Origin of the sequence: Stenotrophomonas sp. CASM106 (genome assembly GCF_049384825.1) — a bacterium.
Taxonomy (GTDB): domain Bacteria; phylum Pseudomonadota; class Gammaproteobacteria; order Xanthomonadales; family Xanthomonadaceae; genus Stenotrophomonas; species Stenotrophomonas muris.
This window is the reverse complement of sequence record NZ_JBMRFS010000011.1, coordinates 34,893-60,694: the sequence shown is the minus strand read 5'-3', so window position 1 is coordinate 60,694 and position 25,802 is coordinate 34,893. Positions and strand designations below refer to the sequence as shown.

25 protein-coding genes and 1 other RNA gene are annotated in these 25,802 nt (G+C 67.0%); 14 read left to right on the top strand and 12 right to left on the bottom strand.

Annotated elements, in window-relative coordinates; genetic code table 11:
* Positions 1-39: 39 nt before the first annotated feature.
* The 4 genes from VG556_RS19485 to VG556_RS19470 all read left to right on the top strand — a co-directional run bounded on the left by VG556_RS19485 (position 40) and on the right by VG556_RS19470 (position 6,766).
* Positions 40-1,266: an efflux RND transporter periplasmic adaptor subunit gene (locus VG556_RS19485; RefSeq protein WP_069117195.1), complete on the top strand. Its 1,227-nt coding sequence runs from the start codon at positions 40-42 to the stop codon at positions 1,264-1,266.
* A gap of 112 nt (positions 1,267-1,378) precedes the next feature.
* Positions 1,379-4,549, top strand: coding sequence for an efflux RND transporter permease subunit (locus VG556_RS19480; protein WP_053495139.1), 3,171 nt, complete (start codon positions 1,379-1,381; stop codon positions 4,547-4,549).
* A gap of 64 nt (positions 4,550-4,613) precedes the next feature.
* Positions 4,614-5,351, top strand: coding sequence for an SDR family oxidoreductase (locus tag VG556_RS19475; protein ID WP_014646789.1), 738 nt, complete (start codon positions 4,614-4,616; stop codon positions 5,349-5,351).
* Positions 5,345-6,766, top strand: a complete 1,422-nt coding sequence (locus VG556_RS19470; protein WP_111144252.1) for an efflux transporter outer membrane subunit — start codon at positions 5,345-5,347, stop codon at positions 6,764-6,766. The genes VG556_RS19475 and VG556_RS19470 overlap by 7 nt, the downstream gene beginning before the upstream one ends.
* 41 nt (positions 6,767-6,807) lie before the next feature.
* On the opposite strand, the gene VG556_RS19465 is transcribed toward VG556_RS19470, so the two are convergent.
* Positions 6,808-7,185 carry a VOC family protein gene (locus VG556_RS19465; protein WP_100449811.1) on the bottom strand — a complete coding sequence of 126 codons (378 nt, stop codon included), beginning with the start codon at positions 7,183-7,185 and terminating at the stop codon, positions 6,808-6,810.
* A gap of 140 nt (positions 7,186-7,325) precedes the next feature.
* On the opposite strand from VG556_RS19465, the gene VG556_RS19460 reads away from it, so the two are divergent.
* Positions 7,326-7,589: a hypothetical protein gene (locus tag VG556_RS19460; protein WP_032959134.1), complete on the top strand. Its 264-nt coding sequence runs from the start codon at positions 7,326-7,328 to the stop codon at positions 7,587-7,589.
* Positions 7,590-7,608: 19 nt separating this feature from the next.
* On the opposite strand, the gene VG556_RS19455 is transcribed toward VG556_RS19460, so the two are convergent.
* Positions 7,609-8,466 carry an endonuclease/exonuclease/phosphatase family protein gene (locus VG556_RS19455; RefSeq protein WP_032959133.1) on the bottom strand — a complete coding sequence of 286 codons (858 nt, stop codon included), beginning with the start codon at positions 8,464-8,466 and terminating at the stop codon, positions 7,609-7,611.
* A gap of 401 nt (positions 8,467-8,867) precedes the next feature.
* Here VG556_RS19455 and VG556_RS19450 point away from each other — a divergent pair, with 401 nt between their 5' ends.
* Positions 8,868-10,094 carry a cytochrome P450 gene (locus tag VG556_RS19450; RefSeq protein ID WP_049404686.1) on the top strand — a complete coding sequence of 409 codons (1,227 nt, stop codon included), beginning with the start codon at positions 8,868-8,870 and terminating at the stop codon, positions 10,092-10,094.
* 20 nt (positions 10,095-10,114) lie between these two features.
* Here the strand turns inward: VG556_RS19450 and VG556_RS19445 are convergent, their stop codons facing one another.
* Both VG556_RS19445 and hchA read right to left on the bottom strand, forming a co-directional pair.
* Entirely contained in the window at positions 10,115-10,819 is a 705-nt protein-coding gene (locus VG556_RS19445; RefSeq protein WP_049404684.1) for a PA1136 family autoinducer-binding transcriptional regulator, read from the bottom strand.
* A gap of 4 nt (positions 10,820-10,823) precedes the next feature.
* Entirely contained in the window at positions 10,824-11,696 is an 873-nt protein-coding gene (hchA, locus tag VG556_RS19440; RefSeq protein ID WP_049404683.1) for a glyoxalase III HchA, read from the bottom strand.
* A 379-nt stretch (positions 11,697-12,075) separates the two neighbouring features.
* Between hchA and VG556_RS19435 the strand changes: the two genes are divergently transcribed.
* Complete coding sequence (locus VG556_RS19435) at positions 12,076-13,299, top strand: cytochrome P450 (RefSeq protein WP_238381426.1); 1,224 nt, start codon at positions 12,076-12,078, stop codon at positions 13,297-13,299.
* An 18-nt stretch (positions 13,300-13,317) separates the two neighbouring features.
* Here the strand turns inward: VG556_RS19435 and VG556_RS19430 are convergent, their stop codons facing one another.
* The gene (locus tag VG556_RS19430) at positions 13,318-15,339 is read right to left on the bottom strand and encodes an esterase/lipase family protein (protein WP_046430027.1); all 2,022 of its coding nucleotides are present in this window, start codon (positions 15,337-15,339) and stop codon (positions 13,318-13,320) included.
* Positions 15,340-15,485: 146 nt separating this feature from the next.
* Between VG556_RS19430 and VG556_RS19425 the strand changes: the two genes are divergently transcribed.
* Positions 15,486-15,947: a methyltransferase family protein gene (locus VG556_RS19425; protein ID WP_100449991.1), complete on the top strand. Its 462-nt coding sequence runs from the start codon at positions 15,486-15,488 to the stop codon at positions 15,945-15,947.
* 14 nt (positions 15,948-15,961) lie between these two features.
* On the opposite strand, the gene VG556_RS19420 is transcribed toward VG556_RS19425, so the two are convergent.
* Together VG556_RS19420 and ssrA are read right to left on the bottom strand one after the other, a co-directional pair.
* Positions 15,962-16,447 carry a hypothetical protein gene (locus VG556_RS19420; protein ID WP_100449813.1) on the bottom strand — a complete coding sequence of 162 codons (486 nt, stop codon included), beginning with the start codon at positions 16,445-16,447 and terminating at the stop codon, positions 15,962-15,964.
* 162 nt (positions 16,448-16,609) lie between these two features.
* Positions 16,610-16,963: a transfer-messenger RNA gene (ssrA, locus tag VG556_RS19415) on the bottom strand.
* A gap of 220 nt (positions 16,964-17,183) precedes the next feature.
* Here ssrA and VG556_RS19410 point away from each other — a divergent pair.
* Positions 17,184-17,756 carry a hypothetical protein gene (locus VG556_RS19410; protein WP_032959122.1) on the top strand — a complete coding sequence of 191 codons (573 nt, stop codon included), beginning with the start codon at positions 17,184-17,186 and terminating at the stop codon, positions 17,754-17,756.
* 26 nt (positions 17,757-17,782) lie between these two features.
* Here VG556_RS19410 and VG556_RS19405 read toward each other — a convergent pair whose 3' ends face one another.
* Both VG556_RS19405 and smpB read right to left on the bottom strand, forming a co-directional pair.
* Entirely contained in the window at positions 17,783-18,214 is a 432-nt protein-coding gene (locus VG556_RS19405; protein WP_100449874.1) for a GNAT family N-acetyltransferase, read from the bottom strand.
* Positions 18,211-18,714, bottom strand: coding sequence for an SsrA-binding protein SmpB (smpB, locus tag VG556_RS19400; RefSeq protein ID WP_005409231.1), 504 nt, complete (start codon positions 18,712-18,714; stop codon positions 18,211-18,213). Before smpB ends, VG556_RS19405 begins: the two co-directional genes overlap by 4 nt.
* A gap of 57 nt (positions 18,715-18,771) precedes the next feature.
* Between smpB and VG556_RS19395 the strand changes: the two genes are divergently transcribed.
* The gene (locus tag VG556_RS19395) at positions 18,772-19,197 is read left to right on the top strand and encodes a type II toxin-antitoxin system RatA family toxin (protein ID WP_032959119.1); all 426 of its coding nucleotides are present in this window, start codon (positions 18,772-18,774) and stop codon (positions 19,195-19,197) included.
* 3 nt (positions 19,198-19,200) lie between these two features.
* The gene (locus tag VG556_RS19390; RefSeq protein WP_100449875.1) at positions 19,201-19,458 is read left to right on the top strand and encodes an RnfH family protein; all 258 of its coding nucleotides are present in this window, start codon (positions 19,201-19,203) and stop codon (positions 19,456-19,458) included.
* Between the two features lie 35 nt (positions 19,459-19,493).
* Here VG556_RS19390 and VG556_RS19385 read toward each other — a convergent pair whose 3' ends face one another.
* On the bottom strand, positions 19,494-19,886 hold the full coding sequence (locus VG556_RS19385; RefSeq protein ID WP_014036847.1) for an outer membrane protein assembly factor BamE: 393 nt from the start codon (positions 19,884-19,886) through the stop codon (positions 19,494-19,496).
* Positions 19,887-19,989: 103 nt separating this feature from the next.
* Here VG556_RS19385 and fur point away from each other — a divergent pair, with 103 nt between their 5' ends.
* A complete protein-coding gene (gene fur, locus VG556_RS19380; protein WP_014646807.1) occupies positions 19,990-20,406 on the top strand; it encodes a ferric iron uptake transcriptional regulator in 417 nt (138 codons plus the stop codon).
* Positions 20,407-20,469: 63 nt separating this feature from the next.
* On the opposite strand, the gene VG556_RS19375 is transcribed toward fur, so the two are convergent.
* Positions 20,470-21,777 (bottom strand): SGNH/GDSL hydrolase family protein, encoded by a 1,308-nt coding sequence (locus tag VG556_RS19375; protein ID WP_100449876.1) that lies wholly within the window; start codon positions 21,775-21,777, stop codon positions 20,470-20,472.
* 97 nt (positions 21,778-21,874) lie between these two features.
* Between VG556_RS19375 and VG556_RS19370 the strand changes: the two genes are divergently transcribed.
* Positions 21,875-22,792 carry a LysR family transcriptional regulator gene (locus VG556_RS19370; RefSeq protein ID WP_100449877.1) on the top strand — a complete coding sequence of 306 codons (918 nt, stop codon included), beginning with the start codon at positions 21,875-21,877 and terminating at the stop codon, positions 22,790-22,792.
* 110 nt (positions 22,793-22,902) lie between these two features.
* Here VG556_RS19370 and recN read toward each other — a convergent pair whose 3' ends face one another.
* Positions 22,903-24,564: a DNA repair protein RecN gene (gene recN, locus VG556_RS19365; RefSeq protein ID WP_049407703.1), complete on the bottom strand. Its 1,662-nt coding sequence runs from the start codon at positions 24,562-24,564 to the stop codon at positions 22,903-22,905.
* A gap of 115 nt (positions 24,565-24,679) precedes the next feature.
* Between recN and hrcA the strand changes: the two genes are divergently transcribed.
* Positions 24,680-25,744 (top strand): heat-inducible transcriptional repressor HrcA, encoded by a 1,065-nt coding sequence (gene hrcA, locus VG556_RS19360; protein ID WP_100449878.1) that lies wholly within the window; start codon positions 24,680-24,682, stop codon positions 25,742-25,744.
* Positions 25,745-25,802: the final 58 nt, after the last annotated feature.

The following is a 25,802-nucleotide window of genomic DNA, read 5'->3' as shown; positions in this document are numbered from 1 at the left end:
CTCATATAGCTGTACCACCCCTCCGTACGGATGCATGCCATGACTTCCCCCAATACCACCCCACATCGTTTCGGCCATCGCATCGCGATGGTCGGCGTGTCGATTCTCGCCGCGGCCGTGCTTGCGGCCTGCAGCGGCGGCCATGCCGAAGAGGCCGGTGCTCCGCCGCCGCCGCAGGTCAGCGCCGCGCCGGTGCTGGTCAAGCAGGTCAGCCAGTGGGACGAGTTCAGCGGCCGCGTCGAAGCGGTGCAGAGCGTTGAACTGCGCCCGCGCGTGTCCGGCTACATCGACAAGGTCAACTATGTCGAAGGCCAGGAAGTGAAGAAGGGCGAAGTGCTCTTCACCATCGACGCGCGCAGCTACCAGGCCGAGTACGATCGCGCGGCCGCCGAGCTGGCCCGCGCCCGCACCCAGGCCACGCTGGCCCGCAGCGAGTCCGAGCGTGCCAAGCGGCTGTCCGAGCAGCAGGCGATCTCCACCGAGACCGCCGAGCAGCGCCGCGCGGCTGCCGACCAGTCCGGCGCCGCCGTGCAGGCCGCGCAGGCGGCTCTGGATGCAGCCCGCCTCAACCTGGAGTTCACCAAGGTGCGTGCACCGATCGATGGCCGTGCCGGCCGCGCGATGGTCACCGCCGGCAACCTGGTCACCGCCGGCGACAGCGCCAGCGTGCTGACCACGCTGGTCTCGCTGGATACCGTGTTCGTCTACTTCGATGCCGACGAAAGCACCTTCCTGCGCTATGCACAGATGGCACGCAAGGGCGAGCGCCCCAGCGAGCGTGACAGCGCGCTGCCGGTGAAGGTCGGCCTGTCCGGGGAAGAGGGCTACCCGCATGCGGGCAAGGTCGACTTCCTCGACAACCAGGTGGCCCGCAGCACCGGCACCATCCGCGTCCGTGCGCTGCTGGACAACGCCGACCGCCAGTTCACGCCGGGCCTGTTCGCCCGCGTGCAGCTGCTCGGCAGCGGCCAGTTCCAGGCCATGCTGATCGATGACAAGGCCGTGCTGACCGACCAGGACCGCAAGTACGTCTACGTGGTCGACAAGGATGGCAAGGCCCAGCGCCGCGACATCCAGCTCGGCCGCACCGCCGACGGCCTGCGCATTGTCGAGCACGGCCTTGCCGCCGGCGACAAGGTGATCATCGACGGCGTGCAGAAGGTCTTCATGCCGGGCATGCCGGTGCAGGCCAAGGCCGTGGCGATGCAGCCGCAGGCTGCGCCGCCGGCACCGGGCCGTGATGCGACTGCCGCACTGAACCACTGATCCGCGTCCCCGCTTAGCTGCCGGCGCCAGCGGCAGCCTTCCCTGCCTTCGTCATCCCGGCGAGGGGCAGGGTGGCTGTTGCCCGCCGAACGCCTTTCCCAGGAATTCCTCCATGGACTTTTCCCGTTTCTTCATCGACAGGCCGATCTTCGCGGCGGTGCTGTCGATCGTGATCTTCGCCGCAGGCCTGATCACGATTCCAATCCTGCCGATCAGCGAGTACCCCGAAGTGGTGCCGCCGTCGGTGGTCGTGCGCACGGTGTATCCGGGCGCCAACCCCAAGGTCATTGCCGAGACCGTCGCCACGCCGCTTGAAGAAGCGATCAACGGCGTCGAAGGCATGATGTACCTGAAGTCGGTTGCCGGCTCGGACGGCGTGCTGCAGATGACCGTCACCTTCCGCCCGGGTACCGATCCGGACGCGGCGGCGGTGAAGGTGCAGAACCGCGTGGCGCAGGCGCAGGCGCGCCTGCCCGAGGACGTGCGCCGGCAGGGCGTGACTACGCAGAAGCAGTCGCCAACCTTCCTGATGGTGGTGCACCTGACCTCGCCGCAAGGCAAGTACGACACCCTGTACCTGCGCAACTACGCCCGCCTGCACGTCAAGGATGCGCTGGCGCGTATTCCGGGCGTGGGTGACGCGCAGATCTTCGGCGGCGGCGACTACGCCATGCGTGCCTGGCTGGACCCGGACAAGGTGGCTTCGCGTGGCCTGACCGCCAGCGATGTGGTGCGTGCCATGCGCGAGCAGAACGTGCAGGTGTCGGCCGGCCAGCTCGGTGCCGAACCGTTGCCGAACAGCCAGTTCCTGACCCTGATCAATGCCCAGGGCCGACTGAAGACCGAAAAGGAATTTGGCGACATCGTGCTCAAGAGCGGCACCGATGGCGAGATCGTGCGCCTGGCCGACGTGGCCCGCCTTGAACTGGGTGCCGGTGACTACACCCTGCGCTCGCAGCTGGATGGCAAGAACGCGGTCGGTATCGGTATCTTCCAGTCGCCCGGTGCGAATGCGCTGGAGATTCGTGACCAGGTCATCTCGACGATGGACGAGATGCAGAAGACCATGCCGGCCGACGTGAAGTACGAAGCGGTGTATGACACCACCATCTTCGTGCGCGACTCGATCAAGGCCGTGGTCTCCACGCTGCTGGAAGCCATCGCCCTGGTGGTGCTGGTGGTGATCCTGTTCCTGCAGACCTGGCGTGCCTCGATCATCCCGTTGATCGCGGTGCCGGTGTCGGTGGTGGGTACCTTCGCCGCGCTGTACCTGCTGGGCTTCTCGATCAACACGCTGAGCCTGTTCGGCCTGGTGCTGGCGATCGGCATCGTGGTCGACGACGCGATCGTGGTGGTGGAGAACGTCGAGCGCAACATCGAGGAAGGCCTGTCACCCACCGCTGCGGCCCACCAGGCCATGCGTGAAGTGTCCGGCCCGATCGTGGCGATCGCGCTGGTGCTGTGTGCCGTGTTTGTGCCGATGGCCTTCCTGTCCGGCGTCACCGGCCAGTTCTACAAGCAGTTCGCAGTCACCATCGCCATCTCCACGGTGATCTCGGCGATCAACTCGCTGACCCTGTCGCCGGCCCTGGCCGCGCGTCTGCTGAAAGCCCATGGTGCTCCGAAGGATGCGCCGAGCCGCCTGATCGACCGCCTGTTCGGCTGGGTGTTCCGTCCGTTCAACCGCTTCTTCAAGTCCAGCTCGGAGAAGTACGAGCGTGGCGTAGCCCGCATCCTCGGCCGTCGTGGCGCGGTGTTCGTGGTCTACGCGATCCTGCTGGTCGGTACCGGCGTGATCTTCAAGCTGGTGCCGCCGGGCTTCATCCCGACCCAGGACAAGCTGTACCTGATCGCCGGTGTGAAGCTGCCGGAAGGTTCGTCGATCGCGCGCACCGATGAAATGCTGCGCAAGGTCGCCAAGATCGCCCAGGAAACCGATGGCGTGGCCCACACCATCTCGTTCCCGGGTCTGAACGCGCTGCAGTTCACCAACACGCCGAACACCGGTGTGGCGTTCATCCCGCTCAAGCCGTTCGCCGAGCGCCATGGCCGCACCGCCGCACAGATCAATGCCGAGATCAACCAGAAGATCGCCGGCCTGCAGGAAGGCTTCGCGTTCGCGATGATGCCGCCGCCGATCCTCGGCCTGGGCAACGGCAACGGCTACCAGATGTTCATCGAGGACCGTGGCAACCTGGGTTACGGCGCGCTGCAGAACGCGGTGCAGGCAATGCAGGGCACCGTTGCGCAGACGCCGGGCATGGCCTTCCCGATCAGCAGCTACCAGGCCAACGTGCCGCAGCTGGATGCCGAAGTGGACCGCGTCAAGGCCAAGGCGCAGGGCGTGCAGCTCACCGAGCTGTTCGACACCTTGCAGACCTACCTCGGTTCGGCCTACGTCAACGACTTCAACCAGTTCGGCCGTACCTGGCAGGTGATCGCCCAGGCCGACGGTCCGTTCCGCGAGACGGTCGAGGACATCGGCAAGCTGCGTACCCGCAACGACCGCGGCGAGATGGTGCCGATCGGTTCGATGGTCACCATCAAGCAGACCTTCGGCCCGGACCCGGTGCTGCGCTTCAATGGCTATCCGGCAGCAGACCTGGCCGGTGAGGCCGACCCGCGCCTGCTGTCCTCGGCCGAGGCGATGAACAAGCTGACCGAGATCGCCGGCAAGGTGCTGCCGGTGGGCATGACCACCGAATGGACCGACCTGAGCTACCAGCAGGCGACCCAGGGCAAGGCGGCCTTCATCGTGTTCCCGGTGGCGATCATGCTGGCCTTCCTGGTGCTGGCCGCGCTGTACGAGAGCTGGTCGCTGCCGCTGGCGGTGATCCTGATCGTGCCGATGACCCTGCTGTCCGCGCTGTTCGGCGTGTGGCTGACCGGTGGCGACAACAACGTGTTCGTGCAGGTCGGCCTGGTGGTGCTGATGGGCCTGGCGTGCAAGAACGCGATCCTGATCGTCGAATTCGCCAGAGAGCTGGAGATGGGCGGCAAGGGCATCGTTGAAGCCGCGCTGGAAGCCTGCCGCCTGCGTCTGCGCCCGATCGTGATGACCTCCATCGCCTTCATCGCCGGTACCGTGCCGCTGGTGCTGTCGCATGGTGCGGGTGCCGAGGTGCGCTCGGTGACCGGTATCACCGTGTTCGCCGGCATGCTGGGCGTGACCCTGTTCGGCCTGTTCCTCACCCCGGTGTTCTACGTGGCCCTGCGCAAGTTCGTCACCCGCAACGGCGGTGGCCAGCTGGTGCAGCACGGCGAGCCGACCATCCACCACTGACATGGAACCCCGTCGCCGCCGGTCACTGGCCGGCGGCGGCTTTCCCCTCACAAGGCATGCATCCATGAATACCCATCAGAACAAGATCGCGCTGGTCACCGGCGCCACCCGTGGCATCGGCCTGGAAACCGTGCGCCAGCTGGCCCAGGCAGGTGTGCATACGCTGCTGGCCGGTCGCAAGCGCGATACGGCGGTGGAGCTGGCACTGAAGCTGCAGGCTGAAGGCCTGCCGGTCGAAGCCCTGCAACTGGACGTGACCGACGCGGCCAGCATCGCCGAAGCGGTGGAGCAGGTGCGCCAGCGTCACGGCCGCCTCGACATCCTGGTCAACAATGCCGGCATCATGATCGAGAACCCGGCGCAGGCGCCGTCGGAGCAGTCGCTGGACACCTGGAAGCGTACCTTCGACACCAACGTGTATGCGCTGGTCGCAGTAACCCAGGCATTCCTGCCGCTTGTCAAGCAGGCCAAGTCCGGGCGCATCGTCAACGTGTCGAGCATGCTCGGCTCGCAGACCCTGCACGCGGATCCCTCATCGGGCATCTACGACTTCAAGATTCCCGCCTACAACGCGTCCAAGGCCGCGGTGAACAGTTGGACCCTGAGCCTGGCCTACGAGCTGCGCAACACCCCGATCAAGGTCAATACCGTGCATCCGGGTTACGTGAAGACCGACATGAACGGCGGCAACGGCGAAATCGAAATCGCCGAAGGCGCGCGCTCCAGCGTGCAGATGGCGCTGATCGGCGAATCCGGTGCCAGCGGCAGCTTCACCTACCTGGGCGAGGTGCTGCCATGGTGATCCGCACGTTGGCGATGGCCGTCTCCAGCCTGGTGCTGGCAGGCTGTGTCAGCGTCGGCCCGAACTACAAGGCCCCGGTGCAGGAACCGGTGGTCCTGCAGAGCGCACAGCAGCCGGTCTTCAGCACCGTTTCGCCGGTGGCCAGCTGGTGGGCGCAGTTCGATGATCCGGTGCTGGAACAGCTGGTGCATGGCGCCCTGTCGGACAATCTGGACCTGCGCGTGGCCGTGGCCCGCGTCAGCCAGGCCCGCGCGGTATTCGTCGAAAGCCGTTTCGACCAGGCGCCGCACATCACCGCTAGCGGCAGCTACGACCGCCGCAAGCAACCCGATCCGCAGCTGGGTGGGCAGCGGGTGTTCAGTGAAAGCTACCAGCTCGGCTTCGACGCCGGCTGGGAGCTGGATCTGTTCGGCCGCAAGCGCCGTGCCGCTGAGGCCGCACGCGCCGACCTCGGTGCCGAGCAGGCCAACCTGGCCGATGCGCAGGTACTGGTCGCCGCCGAAGTGGCACGCAATTACTTCGAGCTGCGCGGAACGCAGAAGCGCATCGCGGTGGCCCAGCACACGCTGGAAAACCTGCGCGATACGCAGAAGCTGACCGAGGCGCGCTGGGAACTGGGCGCGGGAAGCGAGCTGGATGTGCAGAGCAGCCGCGCCCGCCTGAAGGCGATCGAGGCCGACATCCCGTTGCTGGAAGTGGCCGAGGCGCAGTCGCGCAACCGACTGGCCGTGCTGCTCGGCCAGCGCCCGGAAGTGCTGACCGACATGCTCGCGCCGCACGACGTGCCGGCCTTCGCCAAGGCGCTGCCGCTGGGCGATACCCGCGAACTGCTGCGCCAGCGCGCCGACGTGCGCGTGGCCGAGCGTCGCCTGGCGGCTGCGACCGCACGCGTGGGCGTGGCCACCGCGGACCTGTTCCCGCGGTTGTCGCTGTCCGGCTTCGTCGGGTTCCTCGGCGGCGATGCCAGTGGCCTGGTCAATGGCAACAACAAGGCCTGGTCGCTGACCCCGTCGCTGAGCTGGGCAGCATTCGACTTCGGTACCGTGCGTGCACGCCTGCGTGCCAGCAAGGCTGAAGCCGAAGGCGTGGCCGCGCAGTACGAGCAGGCCGTGCTGCTGGCGCTGGAAGATACCGAGAACGCGCTGACCCGCTATTCCAAGCAGCAGGCACGGCTGGCGATCGTGGTCGAGCAGGCACAGGCGGCACGGCGTGCCGAATCGCTGGCACAGATCCGCTATCGCGAAGGCTCGGAAGACTTCCTGACCCTGCTGGATGCGCAGCGCACGCAGCTGGCGGCCGATGACGCTCTGGCGGCGGCCGAGTCCGAAGTCAATGTCAGCGTGGTGGGCGTGTACAAGGCGCTGGGCGGCTGGGGGCAATCACCGCAGCAACCGAGCGTGGCGCAGGTGCAGTAACCGCAGGGGACGGAGGCAGTGGCTTCCGTCCCCTCCTGCTTTCAGGGCCACTGATTGGCCGGCACCTCGCGCTCGCGCATGCGCACGATGCAGAAGCGATGGCCGGTCGGTGCTTCCATCACCCACCAGCGTTTGACGAAGCCTATCCGGCGCGCGCCGAGCTTCTCCAGGCGGTCGGCCTCGGCATCGATGTCGTCGCTCTCGATGTCCAGGTGCACCCGTGACGGGTGACCGACCCGCTGGACTTCCACGTTCAAGCCCGCCGGTGCACCCAGCAGGTCGGCATACTCGGCGCCCCCTTCGACACGCGCCGCCTGTGCCTGCAGGCCGAGCGCGGCGGCCCAGAAGCCGGCACCTGCGTCGGAGGGAAGGTCCTGGCAGTCGATGATGAATCCAGCCAGCCGGCTCTGGTGGGCCATGTCCTGCTCCGCAGTTCGGGGGAGGAGGCAGGGTAACGCGATGCGTTCCGCGTACATCTTCACCTTCGTGACGTTTCTGACTCTGCCGGAATGCCGGCCCGACGTGTAACAAGTGGGTCAGGCACTCGGGAGGACAGGCGATGGCGGATGGAAGGCGGGATACCCAACGGATGTTGTTCGGCGATCCGGGTCCACCGGGTGCAGGTCTGTCAGTGGCGGTCGTGGTACTGCTGGTGCTGGCGACGATGGCGGCGGCGGTCGGTTTCCTGCGCCTGCAGGATTCGATGTTGGGGCTGGGCCTGATCGGCGTGGCCGTGTTCCTGGCGATCGGGGCCCGCATCTGCCAGGCGCGCGACCAGCATCAGGCGCTGTATCGCCTGCTGTCGCGGCAGCCACCGCCGTAGCGGCGGCTGCCGTGGCTGCTCAGTGCCTGGGCCAGTCCAGTTCGACCACCAGCGGGAAATGATCCGAAGGCAGCACGCCACCGATGCGGCGGTCATCGGTCAGGAAGCTGCGCGCATGGAAGCCGCGCACCAGGACCCAGTCCAGCTGCACGGTGGCCTTGCCGGTGAAATCGTGGAAGGTCAGCCGCGGGCCCTGCGGAGCCTTCACCTGGGTACGGGTGTCCTGCAGCACGCGGGTGAATGCCTTGTAGGTGTCGCCGCCGGGTTCGCTGTTGAAGTCGCCGGTCAGCACGACGGGCAGATCGGCCGGCAGGTTGGCTACGCGCTTGCCGATCAGTTCGGCACCCTTGACCCGCCGCGGCTCGTCTTCGTCGCGGTAGGGCAGGTGGGTGTTCATGAAGTAGAAGCGGCGGCCGTCGTCGATGCGGCGGAACAGCGCCCAGGTGACCATGCGCGGATACAGGTTGCCCCAGGTGATGCTGCCGGGCACATCGGGCGTATCGGACAACCAGAAGTTGCCTGATTCCTCGATCGCCAGCACCTTGCTGTCGTAGAACACGCCCATGTGCTCGTCGCCGCTGCCGCCGCGGCGGCCCTCGCCGAACCAGCGGTAGCCGGGGAGGTGTCCTGCCAGGTACTCGGCCTGCTCCTGCACCAGTTCCTGGGTGCCGATCACCGCCGGGTGCGCATCGAGGATGACCTTCACCATCGCGTCGCGACGGTCGGGCCAGCGCTTGCCCGGCTCGGTATCGGCCGGGGTGCGCACATTGAACGACATCACCTTCAACGGCGCGGGGGCTGCGGCCCAGGCGCTGGTCGCAGGCAGGGCAAGCGCCAGCAGCGCAGACAGTACAGGGCGACGGAAACGCGACAACATCGTGGAATCCCTCCATTCCATGAAAACGGTTTCATGGAGCATCGCACGGATTGCCTGTTCATGGCTGTGCGCGCGCTGGCGGTATCCGCCGGTCGCTGCGGCGTATTCAGCAGGGCCTTTGACAGCGCATTGACCCGCCCGCGCGGGCCTGCGTGCTAGAACGGCGCTGCCGGCCACTGAACCCGGCACCGCAGCAACCATCAACGGAACCACAAGGAGCTGTGCCATGACACGATTGATTCGCGCCCTGCAGGTGTCGCTGAACCTGCGTTCGGACAATTCCACGCAGTGCATCCGTTCCAAGTATCGCTACTGGAATATCTTCTGACCGGAAGGACTCCACGTATTCGATGACATCGCCAGGGAAGGTCGATGATCTTCCCTGGCATTGGAGGCAGGGCATGGATGAGCGTGCAGCGGATGCGGAAGTGGTTTCCATCGACGACCTGCTCGAACGCGTGCGTCGCGAAGGGCCGGTACTGCGCTTCAACAATGATGTTGTCGGCATCTTTGATCCGGCCCTGGCGGTCAGGATCGACAAGGCCAACACCGACCAGCACACCGTACCGGATTCACTGATTGATTTTCTTGGGCTGCGCAGTGGCAGGGACCCCGTTGCGTGGCGCGAGGTGCGGGCGTTGCTGAGCGAGCAGGCCGGGCGGCTGGCCAGTCCCGGCCACATGCGCGACCTCTACACGCGCATGCATGGCTTCCTTGCCCAGCGCGCGGACAGGCCGCATGACCTCAGCGAACTGAGCTGGTGGACGATCTCGCAGTCGCTGTTGCCGATGCTGATCGACGGCCTCAGTCGATCCGACGTCGATGCGCTCATCGGTGAGCAGAAGACCCGATACAACGCCATCGTGCTGCAGAACTTCTCGTTCTGGCGGCGGATCATCGACTTCCATCTTTCCCGCCGCGCGGCGCGCACGGTGTCGCGGCACATCCGGCGTCGTGCGCGCCAGACCGTGCCACGCGAGGACTTCCTGCAATCCCTGCTGCCGCTGGTGCAGCGGGTCGGGGTGGACCGCGTGGCCTATCTGGTGTCGATGGTGCTGGCCGGCATGTCGGGCCTGCCGGGCATCACGGCGGCCAGCCTGCTGTACGCGATGCATCGATTTCCGCACTGGCAGGCGCGCATCCGCGAGGAAACCTCGGCGCTGAGCCTGGAGCAGTTGTATGCGCTGCCGATCAAGTCACTGCCGTGCACGTCGCGTTTCGTCAAGGAAACCCTGCGGCTGTGGCCGGGACTGTTCGCCCTGCATCGTCCGGCCTCGCACGATATCGACATCGAGGGCGTGTGCATCCGCAAGGGCGGGGCATACGAGTTGTCGTCCTACTTCCAGCATCATTCGCCGGAGTACTGGCAGAACCCGGACAGCTTCGATCCTGATCGCTGGTTGCCGGAGCGACGCCAGGCCAACAAGGGCGCCTACGTGCCCTTCGGATTTTCCTCGCGGGCCTGCATCGGCAGTGCGGTCGGCCACGCGCAGCTGCTGCTGTTCTGCGCATTGGTGACCCGCGATTTCGAGTTGACGGTGCAGGATGAGCCCACGCCGTGGATGCAGCTGGAAGGCTTCGCCATTCCGGTCGATTTCATCGGTACGCTGACGCCGCGGCACGCCTGACAGCATCTGTACTGCCTGGCTCAGTCTTCAATCTCGCCACGGCGGCCTGCCGCGCGCACCGCCTGCGCGGTGGTGGCCACGCCGAGCCGTTGTCGCGCTCGCCGCAGGTGGTTCTCCACCGTGCGTGCAGACAGCCCCAGCGTGGCCGCGATCTCCGCCTGGCGCCGTCCAGCGGCGACCCAGCGCAGCACCTCGCGTTCGCGTGCGCTCAACGCGCCTGCGCGAACATCCGCGGGCGCCTCGGCGAGCTGGCGCGCCGCACGGAAGGCTGACGTTCCGACCATTTCCAGCAGCAGGCGCGCGCTGGCGGATGCATCAATCGAGGTGCCGGCGAAACTGACCGCACCCTCCAGGCCGGTCGGGCCGAACACCGGCACCTGCAACCCATGCAGGCCATCGCCGCGCGGCTGCTTCACCACCTGATAGCGTTCGCCGCGCACGCCCTGGCGCTTGCTCCAGAAGAACGGCGCATTGCTGTCCAGTACATGGCGGTTGACCGGGCAGGCATGCAGGTAGCGGGCGAGTGCGGTATCGCTGCCGTCGCCGAACCAGTCACCCTCGATCCAGTACACGCGCTGCGCGTCGCGTTCCAGCCCGGTCCCGGTGGCAAACACCAGCAGTCGATCGTAGCCCAGGGGTGAGGCGGCGGCGCGCAGCACGCCGCCCACCGCGGGCAGTGACCGCGCCTGTTCCAGTTCCAGCAGCGGGGGCACCAGCGCAGGCATGGGTTCAGCGCCCCGCCAGTGCATCGAGCAGCGTACGTGCGGCCAGCTTGCCAAGCGCGTTGCCGGCCAGCGGGCTGTCGCCGGTCAGCAGCAGGCGATCCTGCAGCACGCTGCCATCAATCCCCTCGTTGACGATCTGCACGCCCTGCTGCGCCAGTCGTTCACCGAAGAACCAACGCAGCTGCCCCGGCATGTAGCCGATCTCCGGTGTCTGCCGGTCCATTGCGTCGGGGAAGGCGCAGATGCGGTAACCACGGAACAGCGAGCCACCGTCGGCTTCGTCGACGCCCGCCGCCAGCAGCGCCGCCGGGCCATGGCAGAGCGTGATGATGTGGCGCTGCCCGGCCATGGCCCACTGCAGCGTGGCCTTCACCGCCGCGCTCTCCGGCAGGCCGATCAGTGCGCCGTGGCCACCTGGAATGAAGATGGCGGCATAGTCCGAATCGGCTCCCAGGCCGGCCACCACCTCATCCAGCTGCAACGGCTGGCGGAAGCGCGCCTCATAGCGTTCGTACAGGGCGCCGATCTCGCGGTCCTCGCGCGGGAAGGCCCACCATTCGAACTTGACGGCGTTGCCGGACAGCGTCGCCACGTCGATGTCGAAGCCGGCCTTGTCCAGGTGGTACATCGGCAGCAGGGTTTCCACCGGGTGGTTGCCGGTGGAGAACAGGTGGCCATTGGCGGTCGGCAGATAACGCTCGTCGGCGGCGATCATCAGCACCTTCCAGCGGCCGTCGCGGCGTGCATCCGGATAGTCGGCCCCGGACAGGTCGCTCTGGGGCGAGGTGAACTGCGACAGCGAGTACGGCGACGGGAAGAAGGCATCGCGCTCGGCCGGATCGGGGCTGGGCTGGCGGCTGGGCTCTTGCGTGTTCATGCGGACCTCCGTTGGGGGAAAGTGAGCCCAGCATAGGAGGCCGCGTGCGCAGGCGCGATGAGGGATTCCCCTCAATGGACCACCACCCGGATGCTGCATCGCGCCACCGGCCCGGTTGGACAGCGGGATTATGTCGTGTTATCTAGCCGGTGCCGGGATAATCCCGGCATAACCACACAGCAAGCAAAGGAATGAAAATGAGAAGATTCGCCCGAGCATTGCGCGTCACTCTGAATATCCATCCGAACGAGAAGAGCAGTGTGTGGAATACCTGGCCGCTCTGGGTCGAGTTCTGATCCTGCGGGGCAACCCCGCGATTGAGCGGTAGCAAGACGAAGGGACTCGTCTTTCGAGTCCCTTCCTGCCGGAGACGCACTGCATGCAAGGGATGTCGAATGAAGGCAGCGCCATTGCTGCCGAGCGCTTGGCTGCGCGGGTGGAGCGCGAAGGACCGGTGCTGAAACTGGAAACCGGCGGTATCGGGGTGTTCTGCCCAGAGCTGGCCGGCAAGGTCGACAAGGAGAATTCCGAGCACCTGTTCGTGGTCGAGTCGCTGGCCGACCTGTTCCGCCGGCACGAACGCGTGCGCTGGACCGAAGTGCGCAGCCTGATCGCGACCCGCAGTGCTGAGCTTACCGGAGCGCAGACCCTGGAGGCGCTGCAGTCGCGCATGCGGCAGGCGTTGGACGCACTGTGCGGGCGCGAGCTGGATGCCACGCCAGCCGTGTGGAAGGTGATGGCGCATCCGCTGGTGCCACTGGTGATCGACGGGCTCGACGCGCGCGGTACCGAGGCCATCGAACGCGCCCTGCATCTGCGCTACACCACCCAGGTCGAGCAGGTCATCCATCGGCGTCATCTGCTGCGCAACTTCCTCATCGGTCGTGGCGAATCGCGGGCGATCGCCGCCGAACTCAGGCGCCGGGTCCGCAGCGGACGTTCGCCGCTGGACTATGCACAGTCATTGTTGACCCTTCGCGAGCGCATCGGCCTGGACAAGGTCACCTACCTGGTCACCGTGCAGCTGATCGCCATTTCCGGGGTGCCCGGCATGATGGCCGCCTGCCTGCTGCTGGCGATGCAGATGCATCCACACTGGCGCCAGCGCATCGAGGAGGAATTCGCGCCGCTCTCGGATGCGGAAATCCATGCGCTGCCGATGGCCAGGATTCCCTGCACGATGCGCTTCCTGAAGGAAGTGATGCGACTGTATTCCACACCCTTCAACAACCGCCGGGTGGCCGCCTGCGATCTGCAGGTGGAAGGGCAGGCCATCGCCGAGGGCACGGTGTTCGAGCTGAGTTCGTTCATCCAGCATCGCTCGGCGAAGTACTGGGATGATCCGCTGCAGTTCGATCCCGATCGTTGGCTGCCCGAGCGGCGCAAGCGCACCGCCGGCATCTATGTGCCTTATGGCTTCCCCACGCGCTCCTGCGTGGGGTCGGCGGTGGGCAACGCGCAACTGGTACTGCTGTGTGCGCTGCTGGCGCGCGAATTCCGTTTCACCCCCAGCGCCGACTACCGGCCCGAGGTGCGCATGGAAGGCTTCGCGATTCCCGCGGCGCTGCACGGCACGTTCTCGCGCCATACGGCCGGTGCCTGATCTGCAGGGGCGGACGGCTTACTTTGCCGTACGCCCGTGTTCCTGCATGTCCTCATGCAGGATCCGCCGCAGCTCGACGATGGCCGGCGTGGCTTCCTGCACGCTGTGACCGGACACGATCACCTTCTCCGAAACGGCGTGTGGCAGGTGCGAGCTCCAGTAGGGCACCAGCCCGTCATCGGTTTTTTCCAGTGGGCCATCGGCCTTGGCGCGGGCGATGATCGAGTGGTAGTGCACCTTCGGTGACATCGGCAGGTCGGCCACGGCGCGGACGAACGGGTCGTCCTTGTCCAGGTTCTGGATGCTGTTCATCTGGTAGCCGTGCTTGCCGTCATTGCGGTCGATCTGGCCGTCGTTGGCCAGCGTCGCCACGTCCTCCAGCACGGTCAGCGGCAGCCGTACCAAGCGGCCGATCCAGCGGCCGAGGCGGGTACCGGCCACGTCGGTGCCGCGATGCGGTGTGGCGATGAAAACCACCCGCGATACTTCCGGTTCCGGCAGGAAGGTCAGTACCGGCGCGCCCTTGGTGCGCAGCAGCTCGCGCTGGGCGGGCGTCATCTGCGCGGTGGCCAGCAGAGTGTCGACCAGGTGGTCGCCGGAGGAAGAGACCATCAACCGCGCGATCACCCCGCCCATGCTGTGCCCGACCAGCACCATGTCATGCGAGGCCTGCGCCTTGCCGCTGGGGTCGAAGTGCTTGAGCACTTCGGCCAGCGTGTGGCGCATCGCATCGTGGCTCATCGCGATGGGCATGTTGGTCGGGTAGTAGAACTGCCAGACCTGGAAGTCCTGGCGGATCTCGTCGTCGCGCATCAGTTCGTTGGCCACGTTCACCCAGGCCTCGGGACTGCTGGCCAGGCCATGGATCATCAACAGCACGCGGCGGTTCGGGTCGTAGGGCTGCATCATGTACAGATGCGGCGCGTCGATGCCGCCCTTGCCACCAAACAACGAGCGCAGCGACTGCTGGCTGAAGTTGGAGCGCGCCAGCCACAGTGCGTAGCCCGCAGTGAAGTTGGCCGCCAACGGCACCTGCTGGCCGTGCAGGGTTACTTCCGAGACCTGGTAGGGATCGTGGATCTCCAGTTCCGGCTCGTCGTCGTGCAGCACTTCCCACAGGTTCTTTCCCGAGAAGCGCAGCAGCACCGTCATCGAAGGCGAGGGCATCTCGCTCCAGCTCTGCGCGGCCGGGGTGCTTGCCTGCGCAGCGGGCGTCGCTGCCGAAGGCGGGGTGGCCGTGCTGCCAGCCGGATCGTCCATCACCGCCACCAGCTCGGCACCGAAGCCATCGCGGCGATGCACGCTGCGCAGCGTACCGGTGAATGACAGCGAGGCCGCCGGTACCAGCTCGGTGGGGGTGCGCGTGTCCAGCGGCGATGCTTCGCCTGAAGGGGCCAGCACGAAGGTCCAGCGACCCAGCTGGAAATGGCTGGCCTGGCTGTGCACGCGCCCGGTGGCGTACGCGTTGTACAGCTGCACCGAGGCTTCCTGCACAGCCAGGTTGTAGTAGTCGCGCACCTGGGTCTGGCGGTCCTCGAAACCACGCTGGTTGGCGGTGCGCTCGGTGAAGAACAGATAGGCATAGGCCTGGCGCGCGACCTGCATCCACGCATCGAGGCGTGGCTGGAAGTCGGCATCCAGTTCGGTGATTGCGGTCTTGGCGCGGCCGGATGCCGAGTACTCGCGCTTCGGCGCCGGCAGGGTCATCGCATGCTGCAGCCACAGCTCGGCCAGGCTGGAGCGCTTGTCTTCCTCGCGCACCACGATGCTGCTTTCCATGGCCTCGATGCAGGGCAGGCCGGGCTTGGCACAGACGCCCTCATCGAGCCCGGCCACGCGCAGTGTCTCGGTGGTCGCCGCGCTGAGCTTGCCGGAGGTGAGGATGTCACCGCGCTTGAGCGCGATGTACTGGCCGGGCGTGACCGAGGCGACCTGCACCGACGGCCCGAACTGGCGCAGCGTCGCGCAGCCCCCCAGGGTGAGCAGCACGGTGATGATGAGGGTCGTGCGGCCGATGAAGCCCATGCCCGTGGTAGCCATACGATGCTCCTGCGCGGTGGCGTCACTCTAGCGGCCGGCCTGTCAAAGCGGAATAGACCGAACGGTCGGTTGGGGCCTGGCCGCCGTGGGCGATTCAGCCATTCCCGTGTGACACTGCGGCGAATGGAAGGGACACGGTGATCGCGATGGCCTGGCTGGAAACCCGCATTCCCCCGCCCGTGGTGATGCTGCTGTTCGCCGCTGCGGGCTTTGCAGCACGCTGGCTGTGGCCGGGTTTCCACCTTCGGGTGCCGGTGCCGGTTCTGCTCGCAGGCGTGACGGTGACGCTGGGTGTCGTGCTCAATCTGCTGCCCAAGCTGTCTTTCCAGCGCGCCGGTACCACCGTCAATCCTCTGCGACCTTCGGCGTCGAGCGCGCTGGTTACCAGCGGAATCTACCGCCGCACGCGCAATCCGATGTATCTGGGCCAGGCGTTGGTCCTGCTTGGCGCCATGGTGTACCTGCAGAACCTGATCGCGCTGCTGGTGGTGCCGCTGTTCCTGGTGTACATCACCCGGCTGCAGATCCTGCCGGAGGAGCGGGCATTGATGGCCCGCTTTCCCGAGGCGTACGCGCAGTACCATCATCGCGTGCCGCGCTGGCTGTAGCGTCGGCTACGCCATCAGCGGCTGATCTGGCACTTCACCGCAGCCGAATAACCCTCGTAGTCGTCGCCCGCGATCACGTGCAGGGTGTGGCGCTTGTCAATGCGCTTCACGTACGACGGTTCTTCGGTGTTGGCATGCTCGTTGACCTCGGTCACCGACCAGGCCTTGGCCAGGCGCTTGGAATCGACGCCGTTCAAGTACACGAAGAGGCTCTTCTCGCCTTCGGCCACGTTTACATCGGCACTGGTGACCGTGCCGCCAAACAGCGCGACCGGCTTGTCCTCCGGCTCGAAGGTGCCGCCCGGTTTCTTGGCCAGGCCGGCGGCCTGCAGCGCATCGATGGCGTCGGCCGCACTGAAGTTCGAGCCGGCCTTGCAGGCCAGCAGCGCTTCCAGCGTGGCGGTGCCGGGGGGCGCGATGGCCGGTGCCGCAGCGTGCGTGGCTGGGGCTGCGGCGAGGGTGGTGAGGAGCAGGACGAGCGTGGTTGTGGCGGTTTTCATTGCAGATCCTTCTGGCGGCAGCAGGCCGGGGCAATGCAGCGATGGAGCGAAAGCTCCATCCCGATTATGCCCCACGCTTCCCGCACGACGAGCAGGCACAAAAAAGCCGGAACCCCTTCGACGGGAGATCCGGCTTCTTGCGGCCTCGACAGGCCATACAGATGGTGGAGGTGGGCGGAATTGAACCGCCGTCCGAAGGCACTCCATCCCCAGCACTACATGCTTAGCTCACCGTTGGATCTCGTCCCCGAACAGCACGGTGCGCAAAGCGCATCCGGGAACCAGCCTGTTGTGTTCTAGTGCCGGACTGACAGGCAGCCATCCAGCGCGATTCCATGATAGTGACTCTACACCGCGAGCATGGACACAAGCGGTTTCGAGGCTTAGGCCTTAAGCGGCCAGAGCGTAGTTGTCGTCGTTGGCAACTAGAGTTTTGCAGCTGGATTTACGAGGAAAGCTACCCCCTCGGCATGCGCCAGGCGACTTCACAACCCCCGTCGAAACCAATGCACCCCCGGTTTCTTCAAGTTCTGCAAGGTACAAGGCCTGTTTCGTGTCGCCACGGCCAGTGCCTGCCCAACGCTGCCAATGCTACGCCAAAACAGCTGAACAGTCACCGTGGCAATCCACAACATGTTGTAGAGCCAGCGGCATAGCGGATTGGTAACGTCATTGGCACGAATTTGCGACACACTGGCGGCGACCATCCGGGCCAGGACAGACACGGAGACTGTGGGTGACCGATGCAAGCCAACAACGCAGCCTGCGGCAGCTGATCGGGCCGGTCGGTGCCGACTACCAGCGGCGCGCCCTGCCGCCCGGCTGGGTGTGGGCGGTGCTGGCGGTGTTGCTTGCGGCCACCGCGCTGACCGAGCTGCCGGCGACTGCGGCCGCGGCATTGGTGGCCAGTGCGGTGGTTGTGCACTGGTCGCAGCGCGGTCGCATCCATTGGCTGGGCTGGCGCCTGCCGGGCTTGGCAGTGTTGGCGGCCCTGCTGTGGGGGCCGGAAGTGCTGTCGCAATGGTTCGAGCACGGGCTGGCCGTGGTCCTGATGTCGCTGGCCAGCCTCAGCATCGGCGTGCATGTATGGCAGTCCCGACAGATGGCGCGGCAGCTCCAGGGCGCGGCTGATTCGCTGGATGACGCCCAGCTGCTGGCCCTGCTGCCGGCCGACGCGGCCCAGCTGGCGCAGCGGTGGCGCGCCGGCGATGACCGGCATGCGCCGGAACTGGCAGTGGTGATGCACCTGGCCGTGATGCACGCAGCGCTGGCACCGCGCATGCGCGGGCAGGGCGTGCTGGCAGGGTGACCGGTCGGCGGTTTCCGCCGCCGCGGTCAGGAACCTGACAATGGCTTGCGCAGGTAGATCCGCTCGTGCCCGGGCGGGCAATCGGGCAGCCGCCCATAGACGGTGTAGCCCTGCCGCAGGTAGAAAGCTTCGGCCTGCCAGTCGAAGGTATCCAGCATCACGTTGCGGGCGCCAAGCTGGCGCGCGGCGGCTTCTGCTTCCGCCAGCAGGCGCTGGCCGATGCCTTGCCCGCGCAGTTCCGGATCCACCCACAGCACATGTACCTGCAGCCAGCCGGCACAGACGTCGGCCAGCACACCACCGCGCAGCGCGCCGTGCTCGTCATGCCAGGCCAGGCGGACTGGAGTCTCATCGAGTGAATCGCCGCCGTGGGCCTGGTTGAAGGCCAGCAGGCGCGCGCACAACGTGCGCGTTTCATCGGCGCTGGCAGTCACCATGGCGCCGATGGGGACGGTCATGCGTCGCGGTTGCCGCGACGCATCACACGCTGCTTCTCGATCGCCCAGTCGCGGTCCTTGGCGGCATCGCGCTTGTCGTGGGTCTGCTTGCCCTTGGCCAGCGCGACTTCGAGCTTGATCTTGTTCTTGCTCCAGTACATCGCAGTGGGCACGATCGTGTAGCCATCGCGCTCGACCTTGCCGACCAGCTTGTCGATCTCGCTCCGGTGCAGCAGCAGCTTGCGCTCGCGCCGGTCATTGGCCACCACGTGGGTGGAGGCCTGGATCAACGGGGTGATCTGCGCGCCGATCAGGAAGATCTCGCCGTGCTTCACGTAGGCGTAGGCGTCGATGATGTTGCCGCGGCCAGCGCGGATCGACTTCACCTCCCAGCCCTGCAGGGCCAGGCCGGCCTCGAAGCGCTCTTCGATGTGGTACTCGTGGCGGGCACGCTTGTTCAACGCGATGGTTTTGTTGGCCGTCGCGCTCTTTGCTTTATCCTTGCCGCTGTTCTTGCTCATTTCCGTATTGTCTCCGATTCGGGCCCGCCCGGTCGATTGCCGAAACGTCCTGTATTCATGCCTACTATCCGCCGCAGCGCCCTGGTCGAACATTCGGCCGCGCGCATGTTCGACCTGGTCAACGACGTCCAGGCCTATCCGCGCCGTTTCCGCTGGTGCTCGGCTGCCCAGATCCTGGAGCAGGGCGAGGACCGCCTGGTGGCGCGCCTGGACCTGGGCCTGGGCTCGTTCAGTACCTGGTTCCAGACTGAAAACACCCTGCAGCGCCCGCACAGCATCGACATGCAGCTGCGCGATGGCCCGTTCAAGCAGCTGCACGGCCGCTGGGAATTCCATGCGCTGGCCGAGGATGCGTGCAAGGTCACCCTGACCCTGGAGTTCGAACCCAGCTCGCGCCTGCTCGGTCCGGCCCTGGCGATCGGCTTCCAGGGACTGGCCGATCGCATGGTCAATGATTTCGTCCGCGTCGCCGACGAGGGCTGAGCGATGATCGGGGTCGAGGTGGTGCTGGCCTGGCCGGAGCGCGTGCTGTCGCGCCACCTGCAGCTGGAAGAGGGAGCGACCGTGGCCGACGCCATCGCCGCCGCTGCGCTGGAAGGTAGTGCCGACTGTCCGGCCGCCGCGGTGCATGGCGTGCTGGCCCGTCCACAGCAGGCGCTGCTGGACGGGGACCGCATCGAGCTGCTGCGCCCGCTGCTGGCCGACCCCAAGGACAACCGCCGGCGTCGCGCGCTCGGCGGTTGATCCCGGCAACCCGTCCCTGCGGACAGGCAGGGGCCTCAGCGGCCCTTCTTCTTCTTGTCCTTCGGCAGGTTGCGGCCGAACTGGCGCACGGTCTGCTGGGCCAGGGCCTTGTCGTTGCCCGGGAAGTAGTCGCCTTCCCAGCGGGTCACGGCATCATTCTCGAAGAACACCACGAAGTTCTTCACTTCGGTGCGGCCGAGGCGGTTCACGCGCTGGCTGGAGGTGTAGTCCCAGCGCTGGGCGTGGAACGGGTCGGGGATGGACGGGGTGCCCAGCAGCGCGGTGACCTGCTGCTTGCTCTGCCCGACCTGCAGCTTGGCCACGGCATCTTCCCGGATCAGGTTGCCCTGATAGATGGGTTGCTTGTAGATGATGCCGCACCCGGTGGTGGACAGGGCGACGGCGGCGACCAACAGGAGATTGCGCATCGGGACTGGCGGTTGGGGAAATCAAACCGATGATACACTCCCGGCGTGCCACCGCGACCCAATCCGAGGCAGCTGGCGCTAAATCGCCAATGAACGGAGACCTATGGAAACCCACGACCTGCGTAAAGTCGGCCTGAAGGTGACCCATCCGCGGATGCGGATCCTGGCGCTGCTCGAACAGCGCAATGCCCAGCACCACCAGCACCACATGACCGCCGAGGACATCTACCGCCAGCTGCTCGAGCATGGCGACGAGATCGGCCTGGCGACGGTCTACCGGGTGCTGACCCAGTTCGAGGCCGCCGGCCTCGTGCTCAAGCACAATTTCGAGGGCGGCCAGGCCGTTTACGAGCTGGACCGTGGTGGCCACCACGACCATATGGTCGACGTGGACAGCGGCAAGATCATCGAATTCGAAAGCCATGAGATCGAGGAGCTGCAGCGCAAGATCGCGGCCGATCACGGCTATGAGCTGGAAGAACACTCGCTGGTGCTGTACGTGCGCAAGAAGCGCAAGTAGGCCGTTCCGGCCAGCCGCTAGCGACGAAACCCCGGGCTTGCCCGGGGTTTTTCGTTGCCGGGGTCAGGGCCCTTTCCCTCCAGGAAAGGGGGCCGGCCCCGGGCGCTCTGCGGGGTCTGATCCCTTTGCGCCAGCAAAGGGCTCTGACCCCTTGCAACCAAGCAGGATCTCCAGGTCCACCGCCTCGGCCATCGCCCGGTTGCCGGCATCCCCCGGGTGGAGGTGGTCGCCGGAGTCGTAGGCGGCGGCCATCCGTGACGGATCGGCCGGGTCGCGCAGCGCCGCGTCCAGGTCGATCACCGCGTCGAACGGGCTGTTGCTGCGCAGCCATGCATTGAGCTGTTGGCGCAGGGCCTCCTTGTCCGGGTGGTAGTAGTCGTCCAGCGGCGTGCCGGGCAGGGCGCCCGCGAACGGCATCAGGGTGGCGCCGAATATGCGTAGACCCCGCCGGTGGGCCTGTTCGGCCAGGGCACGATAGCCGGCCTGCAGCTCGGGCAGGCTGGGCCGGGGCTGCGCGCGGGCGAAGGCAGTACCGGGCCAGCTGATGTCGTTGATGCCGATCAGCACGATGACGCTGGCGACGCCGGGCTGATCCAGTGCGTCACGCCGCAGGCGGGCCAGAACCGACTCGCCCATGCCGTCGCTCAGCAGCCGATTGCCGGAAATGCCCGCGTTGACCACCGCGACGCCGCGCGGTGCCAGACGCGCGGCCAGATGGTCGGTCCAGCGCTGGTCCTGGTCGAGGCTGGCGGTGGCGCCGTCGGTGATCGAGTCGCCAATCACCACCACGCTACGCGCACTGGCGGCGGCCTCGACCTCGATCCCGGTGAGGAACAGGCGTGCGGTAGTGGAACTGGCACCCTGCAGGTCGCGCGCCCGGGCCTGATTGCCGCCGGCGATCCAGCTGGTCTGGCGGCCGTCCCAATGGAACGTCTGCACCGGCGTCGGCCCCGGCACGAAGACGCTGACCTGCAGCGCCTGGTGGTCTTCCGTGGCCACCGCCAGCGGATCGCTCAGCCGTTCCTGACCGGCACCGATCAACACCCCAGGCTGGCCGTCGAAGCTGAGCGGTTGCGGGGTGGCGCCCGCGCCCGCGGCCACGCTGGCCGCCCCGATCCGCAGCGGCTGGGTGCCGTAGGCATTGCTCAGCCGCACCCGCAGCCGGGACCCGCCCAGGCTGATGCGCGCGGTCTGGCGGAAGGTCTGGTCCTGCAGCGTGGCCGGAACCAGGGTCGGGAACAGGAAATCCGCGTCCCAGACCGGTTGCGGGCTGGCCTGCCAGCTGGCGACCCAGTGCGGGGCGGATGCGGCACTGGCGACGCTGGACAGGGCGAGCAGGGCGGTGGCGGTGAGCTGGCTCAAGCGGTTCATCGGGCAATCCAGGTGGGAGGGAACGCCATGGTGATTCCGGGGTCATCTGTGAACTAGACTGCGCATGGACAATCATCTGTGAACTGGATTCATCGTCATGGCGCGACCCGACATCAACCGATCCGGCGAACTGGAAGTGTTCGTGAGGGTGATCGAGACCGGTGGCTTCTCCGCCGCCGCCCGCACCCTGGACATGACGCCATCAGCAGTGAGCAAGCTGGTGGCCCGGCTGGAGCAGCGGCTGGGTACGCGCCTGCTGCAACGCTCCACCCGCCAGCTGCAGCTGACCCCGGAAGGCTGTGCGTTCTACGAGCGCGGCCTGCGCGTGCTGGCCGACCTGGAGGAGGCCGAGCGCTGTGCCAGTGCCCATGCCGAGCCGCGCGGACGGCTGCGGGTAAACTCCAACGTGCCGTTCGGCCAGCATTTCCTGCTGCCGCTGCTGCCGGCGTTCCTCGAACGCAACGCGCAGGTAGGCGTGGACCTGACCCTCAATGACGAAGTGATCGACCTGCTTGAGCAGCGCACCGACGTGGCGGTGCGGGCCGGTCCACTGAAGAGCTCCAGCCTGGTGGCGCGGCGGCTGGGTGCGACGCGGATGATGATCGTGGCTGCACCGGCCTACGCGCAGCGGCACGGGCTGCCACGCACTGCCGAGGAGCTGCAGTCGCACAACCGGTTGGATATCGGCCATGCGCGCGCGATGCAGGGCTGGCCGTTGCTGCAGGACGGGCGCGAACGCATGCTGCTGCCCAGTGGCAACGCGCGCGCCAGCAACGGCGATGCGCTGCGCCAGCTGGTGCTGGGTGGGCTGGGCATGGCGCGGCTGGCAGCATTCCAGGTGCAGCAGGATATTGCCGCCGGGCGCTTGCTGCCGGTGCTGGAGGACGCCAATCCCGGTGACCTGGAAGAGGTGCACGCGGTGTTCCTGGGGCAGGGCGGCTACCTGCCGCTGCGGGTGCGCGCGTTTCTTGATTTCCTGGTGGAGAACGTCGATCTGACGCAGCCACAGGGGTAGTGCCGGCCGCTGGCCGGCAACCTCATGATCTTCATCCACCCGCATCGGGGTGCCGGCCAGCGGCCGGCACTACCTTGCGGAAGCCGGGCCAATGCTCGGCTCGGCCGGTGTTACACCTGCAGCAGCTTGCGTGCGGCGGCGCGCGCTTCCTTGCTCACTTCCACGCCGCCGAGCATGCGCGCGAGCTCTTCCTCGCGCGCCTTGCTGTCCAGCTTTTCCACTGCGCTCTGGGTCATGCCTTCCACCGGGGCCTTGCTGACCCGGTAATGGGCATGGCCCTTGGAGGCGACCTGCGGCAGGTGGGTCACGCACAGCACCTGGCGCTTCTCGCCGAGGGCGCGCAGCTTCTGGCCGACGATGTCCGCCACCGCGCCGCCGATGCCGGAGTCGACTTCGTCGAACACCATGGTCGGCACTGCATCCAGGTCCAGCGCGGCCACTTCGATGGCCAGCGAGATGCGCGACAGTTCGCCACCCGAGGCCACCTTGCGCAGGGCACGCGGTGGCTGTCCGGCATTGGCCGCCACCAGGAATTCCACGCGCTCGGCACCCTGCGGGTCGGGCTTGCCGGCGTCCTGCGGTTCGAGCTCGATCAGGAACTGGCCGCCGCCCATGCCCAGCTCGGCGATGATGCCGGTGGTGGTGGCCGACAGCTCGGCAGCGGCGGCGCGGCGGCTGGCGGTCAGCAGCCCGGCCTGCACTCGCCAGGCCGCAGCGGCCTTGTCGATCTCGCCGGCGAGGCGCTGCAGGCGTTCGTCAGCACCACGCAGCTGTTCCACTTCGGCGTGCATGCGCTCGCGCTGCGCGCCCAGTTCGTCCATCGGCACACGGTGCTTGCGGGCCAGGTCGTGCAGGCGGCCGAGGCGACGCTCGTTCTCCTCGAACTGTTCCGGGTCGGCGTCGAGGTCGTCATGCACGCGGTCCAGCAGCGACAGGGCTTCGTGCAGCTGGATCGAGGCGTTTTCGATCAGGCCGTCCACCTCGCCCAGGCGCGGGTCGTGTTCGATCAGGCGCGACAGCTCGTGGCGCACCTGCTGCAGCAGGTCCAGCGCGGAACTGCCGTCGTCGCCATTGAGCTGGTTGCTGGCCGCCTGGCAGGCACCCAGCAGGGCGCTGGCGTGGGCCTGGCGACGGTGGCTGGCACCGAGTGCGGCAATCGATTCGGGTTCCAGATCCTCGCGGTCCAGCTCGCGCAGCTGGTGCTCCAGGAAGCCGATCCGGTCACTGACGTCGCCCTGTTGCGACAGCGCCAGCGATTCATCGACCAGGGCCTGCCAGGCCGCAGCGGCGCGGCGCACCTGGCGGCGCTCGTCCTCGTTGCCGGCATAGGCATCCAGCAGGGCCAGCTGCGAAGGGCGCGTCAGCAGGGCCTGCTGCTCGTGCTGGCCGTGGATCTCCACCAGCAGCGAGGCCAGGTCGCCCAGCTGCGCCAGGGTCACCGGGCGGCCGTTGATCCAGGCCCGCGATCCGCCATCGGCACGGATCACGCGGCGCAGTTGGCATTGTTCTTCGTCGTCCAGCTCGTTGTCGGCCAGCCACTGGCGCGCGGCCTGCAGCTGATCCAGCGCGAACTCGGCCGACAGCTCGGCGCGCGCGGCGCCGTGGCGGACCACGCCGCTGTCGGCGCGCAGGCCGGACAGGAAGCCCAGCGCGTCGACCATCAGTGACTTGCCGGCGCCGGTCTCGCCTGAAACCACGGTCATGCCTGGCCCGAACTCCAGTTCGGTGGCGCGGACGACGGCGAAATCCTTGATCGAAAGATGTCTGAGCATGGGTAAGGGGGTGTCAGCAGCCGCGCAACGCTAGCACGCGGGCGCGGGAGGTCCAATGACTTGCCAAGGTGATCCGCCGCCATTATCTAGTGTCCGTGTCTCACAGGTTGATTCCATGCACGGTTCTCCCGACCAGCTTGCCCCGCGTGCGCGCCATCTGCTGCGCACGCTGATCGCGCGTTACATCCAGGACGGTGAGCCGGTCGGCTCGCAGACGCTGGCGCGCGTGGCCGGGCTGGAGGTCAGCCCGGCCACCATCCGCAATATCCTGGGTGACCTGGAAGACCTGGGGCTGCTGGCTTCGCCGCACACCTCGGCAGGGCGCGTCCCGACCGCACATGGCTACCGGGTGTTCGTCGACAGCCTGCTGCAGATGCAGCCGCCGGGCGAAGGCGAGCTGGCCCGGCTGCGCCAGGAACTGGCCAGCGGCGGCAGCACCCAGGCCCTGCTTGGCAGCGCCTCGGAGCTGCTGTCGGCGATGAGCCACTTCGTCGGCGTGGTCAGCGCCCCGCGGCGCGAGCAGTTCGCGTTCCGCCAGATCGATTTCGTGGCGCTGGACGGGCGCCGGGTGCTGGCGATCCTGGTGTTCGCCGACAACGAGGTGCAGAACCGGGTCATCGAGACCCGCCAGGAGTTCGCGCCGGGCCAGCTGGAACAGGTCGCCAACTACCTCAACGCGCATTTCGCCGGCCTGCCGATGGCCGAGATCCGCACCCGCCTGCTGCTGGAACTGCGTGATGCCCGTTCGGAGCTGGAGCAGCTGCTGGCGCAGAGCATCGAGCTGGCCGAGCAGGCCCTGCAGCCGGCGGCCGATGACATGCTGGTGGCCGGGCAGACCCGCCTGATGGGGGTGCAGGACCTGTCCGACCTGGAGCGGCTGCGCGAGCTGTTCGAGCTGTTCTCCAGCAAGCGCGAGATCCTGCAGCTGCTGGAGCGCACCATCCAGGCCCCGGGGGTGCGCATCTTCATTGGCGAAGAGACCGGGATGATGCCGTTGCAGGGGGTGTCGCTGGTCACCGCCCCCTATACCGCCAATGGCCAGGTGCTGGGCGTGCTGGGCGTGATCGGCCCCAAGCGGATGGCCTACGACCGGATGATCCCGCTGGTCCAGGCTACTGCCGATGTACTCGGCGCGGCGTTTTCGCCAGCCGGGCGCACTCCTGGAACATCCGACGCTTGAAACGCAGCATCCCGCCCACACTAGGGTGGGTGGAGGCGGAGACTGACCGCCAGGGACC

Coding starts and splice junctions, on each gene's coding strand:
- VG556_RS19485 (WP_069117195.1), top strand. CDS start 40: ATGACTTCCCCCAATACCACCCCACATCGTTTCGGCCATCGCATCGCG.
- VG556_RS19480 (WP_053495139.1), top strand. CDS start 1,379: ATGGACTTTTCCCGTTTCTTCATCGACAGGCCGATCTTCGCGGCGGTG.
- VG556_RS19475 (WP_014646789.1), top strand. CDS start 4,614: ATGAATACCCATCAGAACAAGATCGCGCTGGTCACCGGCGCCACCCGT.
- VG556_RS19470 (WP_111144252.1), top strand. CDS start 5,345: ATGGTGATCCGCACGTTGGCGATGGCCGTCTCCAGCCTGGTGCTGGCA.
- VG556_RS19465 (WP_100449811.1), bottom strand. CDS start 7,185: ATGGCCCACCAGAGCCGGCTGGCTGGATTCATCATCGACTGCCAGGAC.
- VG556_RS19460 (WP_032959134.1), top strand. CDS start 7,326: ATGGCGGATGGAAGGCGGGATACCCAACGGATGTTGTTCGGCGATCCG.
- VG556_RS19455 (WP_032959133.1), bottom strand. CDS start 8,466: ATGTTGTCGCGTTTCCGTCGCCCTGTACTGTCTGCGCTGCTGGCGCTT.
- VG556_RS19450 (WP_049404686.1), top strand. CDS start 8,868: ATGGATGAGCGTGCAGCGGATGCGGAAGTGGTTTCCATCGACGACCTG.
- VG556_RS19445 (WP_049404684.1), bottom strand. CDS start 10,819: ATGCCTGCGCTGGTGCCCCCGCTGCTGGAACTGGAACAGGCGCGGTCA.
- hchA (WP_049404683.1), bottom strand. CDS start 11,696: ATGAACACGCAAGAGCCCAGCCGCCAGCCCAGCCCCGATCCGGCCGAG.
- VG556_RS19435 (WP_238381426.1), top strand. CDS start 12,076: ATGCAAGGGATGTCGAATGAAGGCAGCGCCATTGCTGCCGAGCGCTTG.
- VG556_RS19430 (WP_046430027.1), bottom strand. CDS start 15,339: ATGGCTACCACGGGCATGGGCTTCATCGGCCGCACGACCCTCATCATC.
- VG556_RS19425 (WP_100449991.1), top strand. CDS start 15,486: ATGGCCTGGCTGGAAACCCGCATTCCCCCGCCCGTGGTGATGCTGCTG.
- VG556_RS19420 (WP_100449813.1), bottom strand. CDS start 16,447: ATGAAAACCGCCACAACCACGCTCGTCCTGCTCCTCACCACCCTCGCC.
- VG556_RS19405 (WP_100449874.1), bottom strand. CDS start 18,214: ATGACCGTCCCCATCGGCGCCATGGTGACTGCCAGCGCCGATGAAACG.
- smpB (WP_005409231.1), bottom strand. CDS start 18,714: ATGAGCAAGAACAGCGGCAAGGATAAAGCAAAGAGCGCGACGGCCAAC.
- VG556_RS19395 (WP_032959119.1), top strand. CDS start 18,772: ATGCCTACTATCCGCCGCAGCGCCCTGGTCGAACATTCGGCCGCGCGC.
- VG556_RS19390 (WP_100449875.1), top strand. CDS start 19,201: ATGATCGGGGTCGAGGTGGTGCTGGCCTGGCCGGAGCGCGTGCTGTCG.
- VG556_RS19385 (WP_014036847.1), bottom strand. CDS start 19,886: ATGCGCAATCTCCTGTTGGTCGCCGCCGTCGCCCTGTCCACCACCGGG.
- fur (WP_014646807.1), top strand. CDS start 19,990: ATGGAAACCCACGACCTGCGTAAAGTCGGCCTGAAGGTGACCCATCCG.
- VG556_RS19375 (WP_100449876.1), bottom strand. CDS start 21,777: ATGAACCGCTTGAGCCAGCTCACCGCCACCGCCCTGCTCGCCCTGTCC.
- VG556_RS19370 (WP_100449877.1), top strand. CDS start 21,875: ATGGCGCGACCCGACATCAACCGATCCGGCGAACTGGAAGTGTTCGTG.
- recN (WP_049407703.1), bottom strand. CDS start 24,564: ATGCTCAGACATCTTTCGATCAAGGATTTCGCCGTCGTCCGCGCCACC.
- hrcA (WP_100449878.1), top strand. CDS start 24,680: ATGCACGGTTCTCCCGACCAGCTTGCCCCGCGTGCGCGCCATCTGCTG.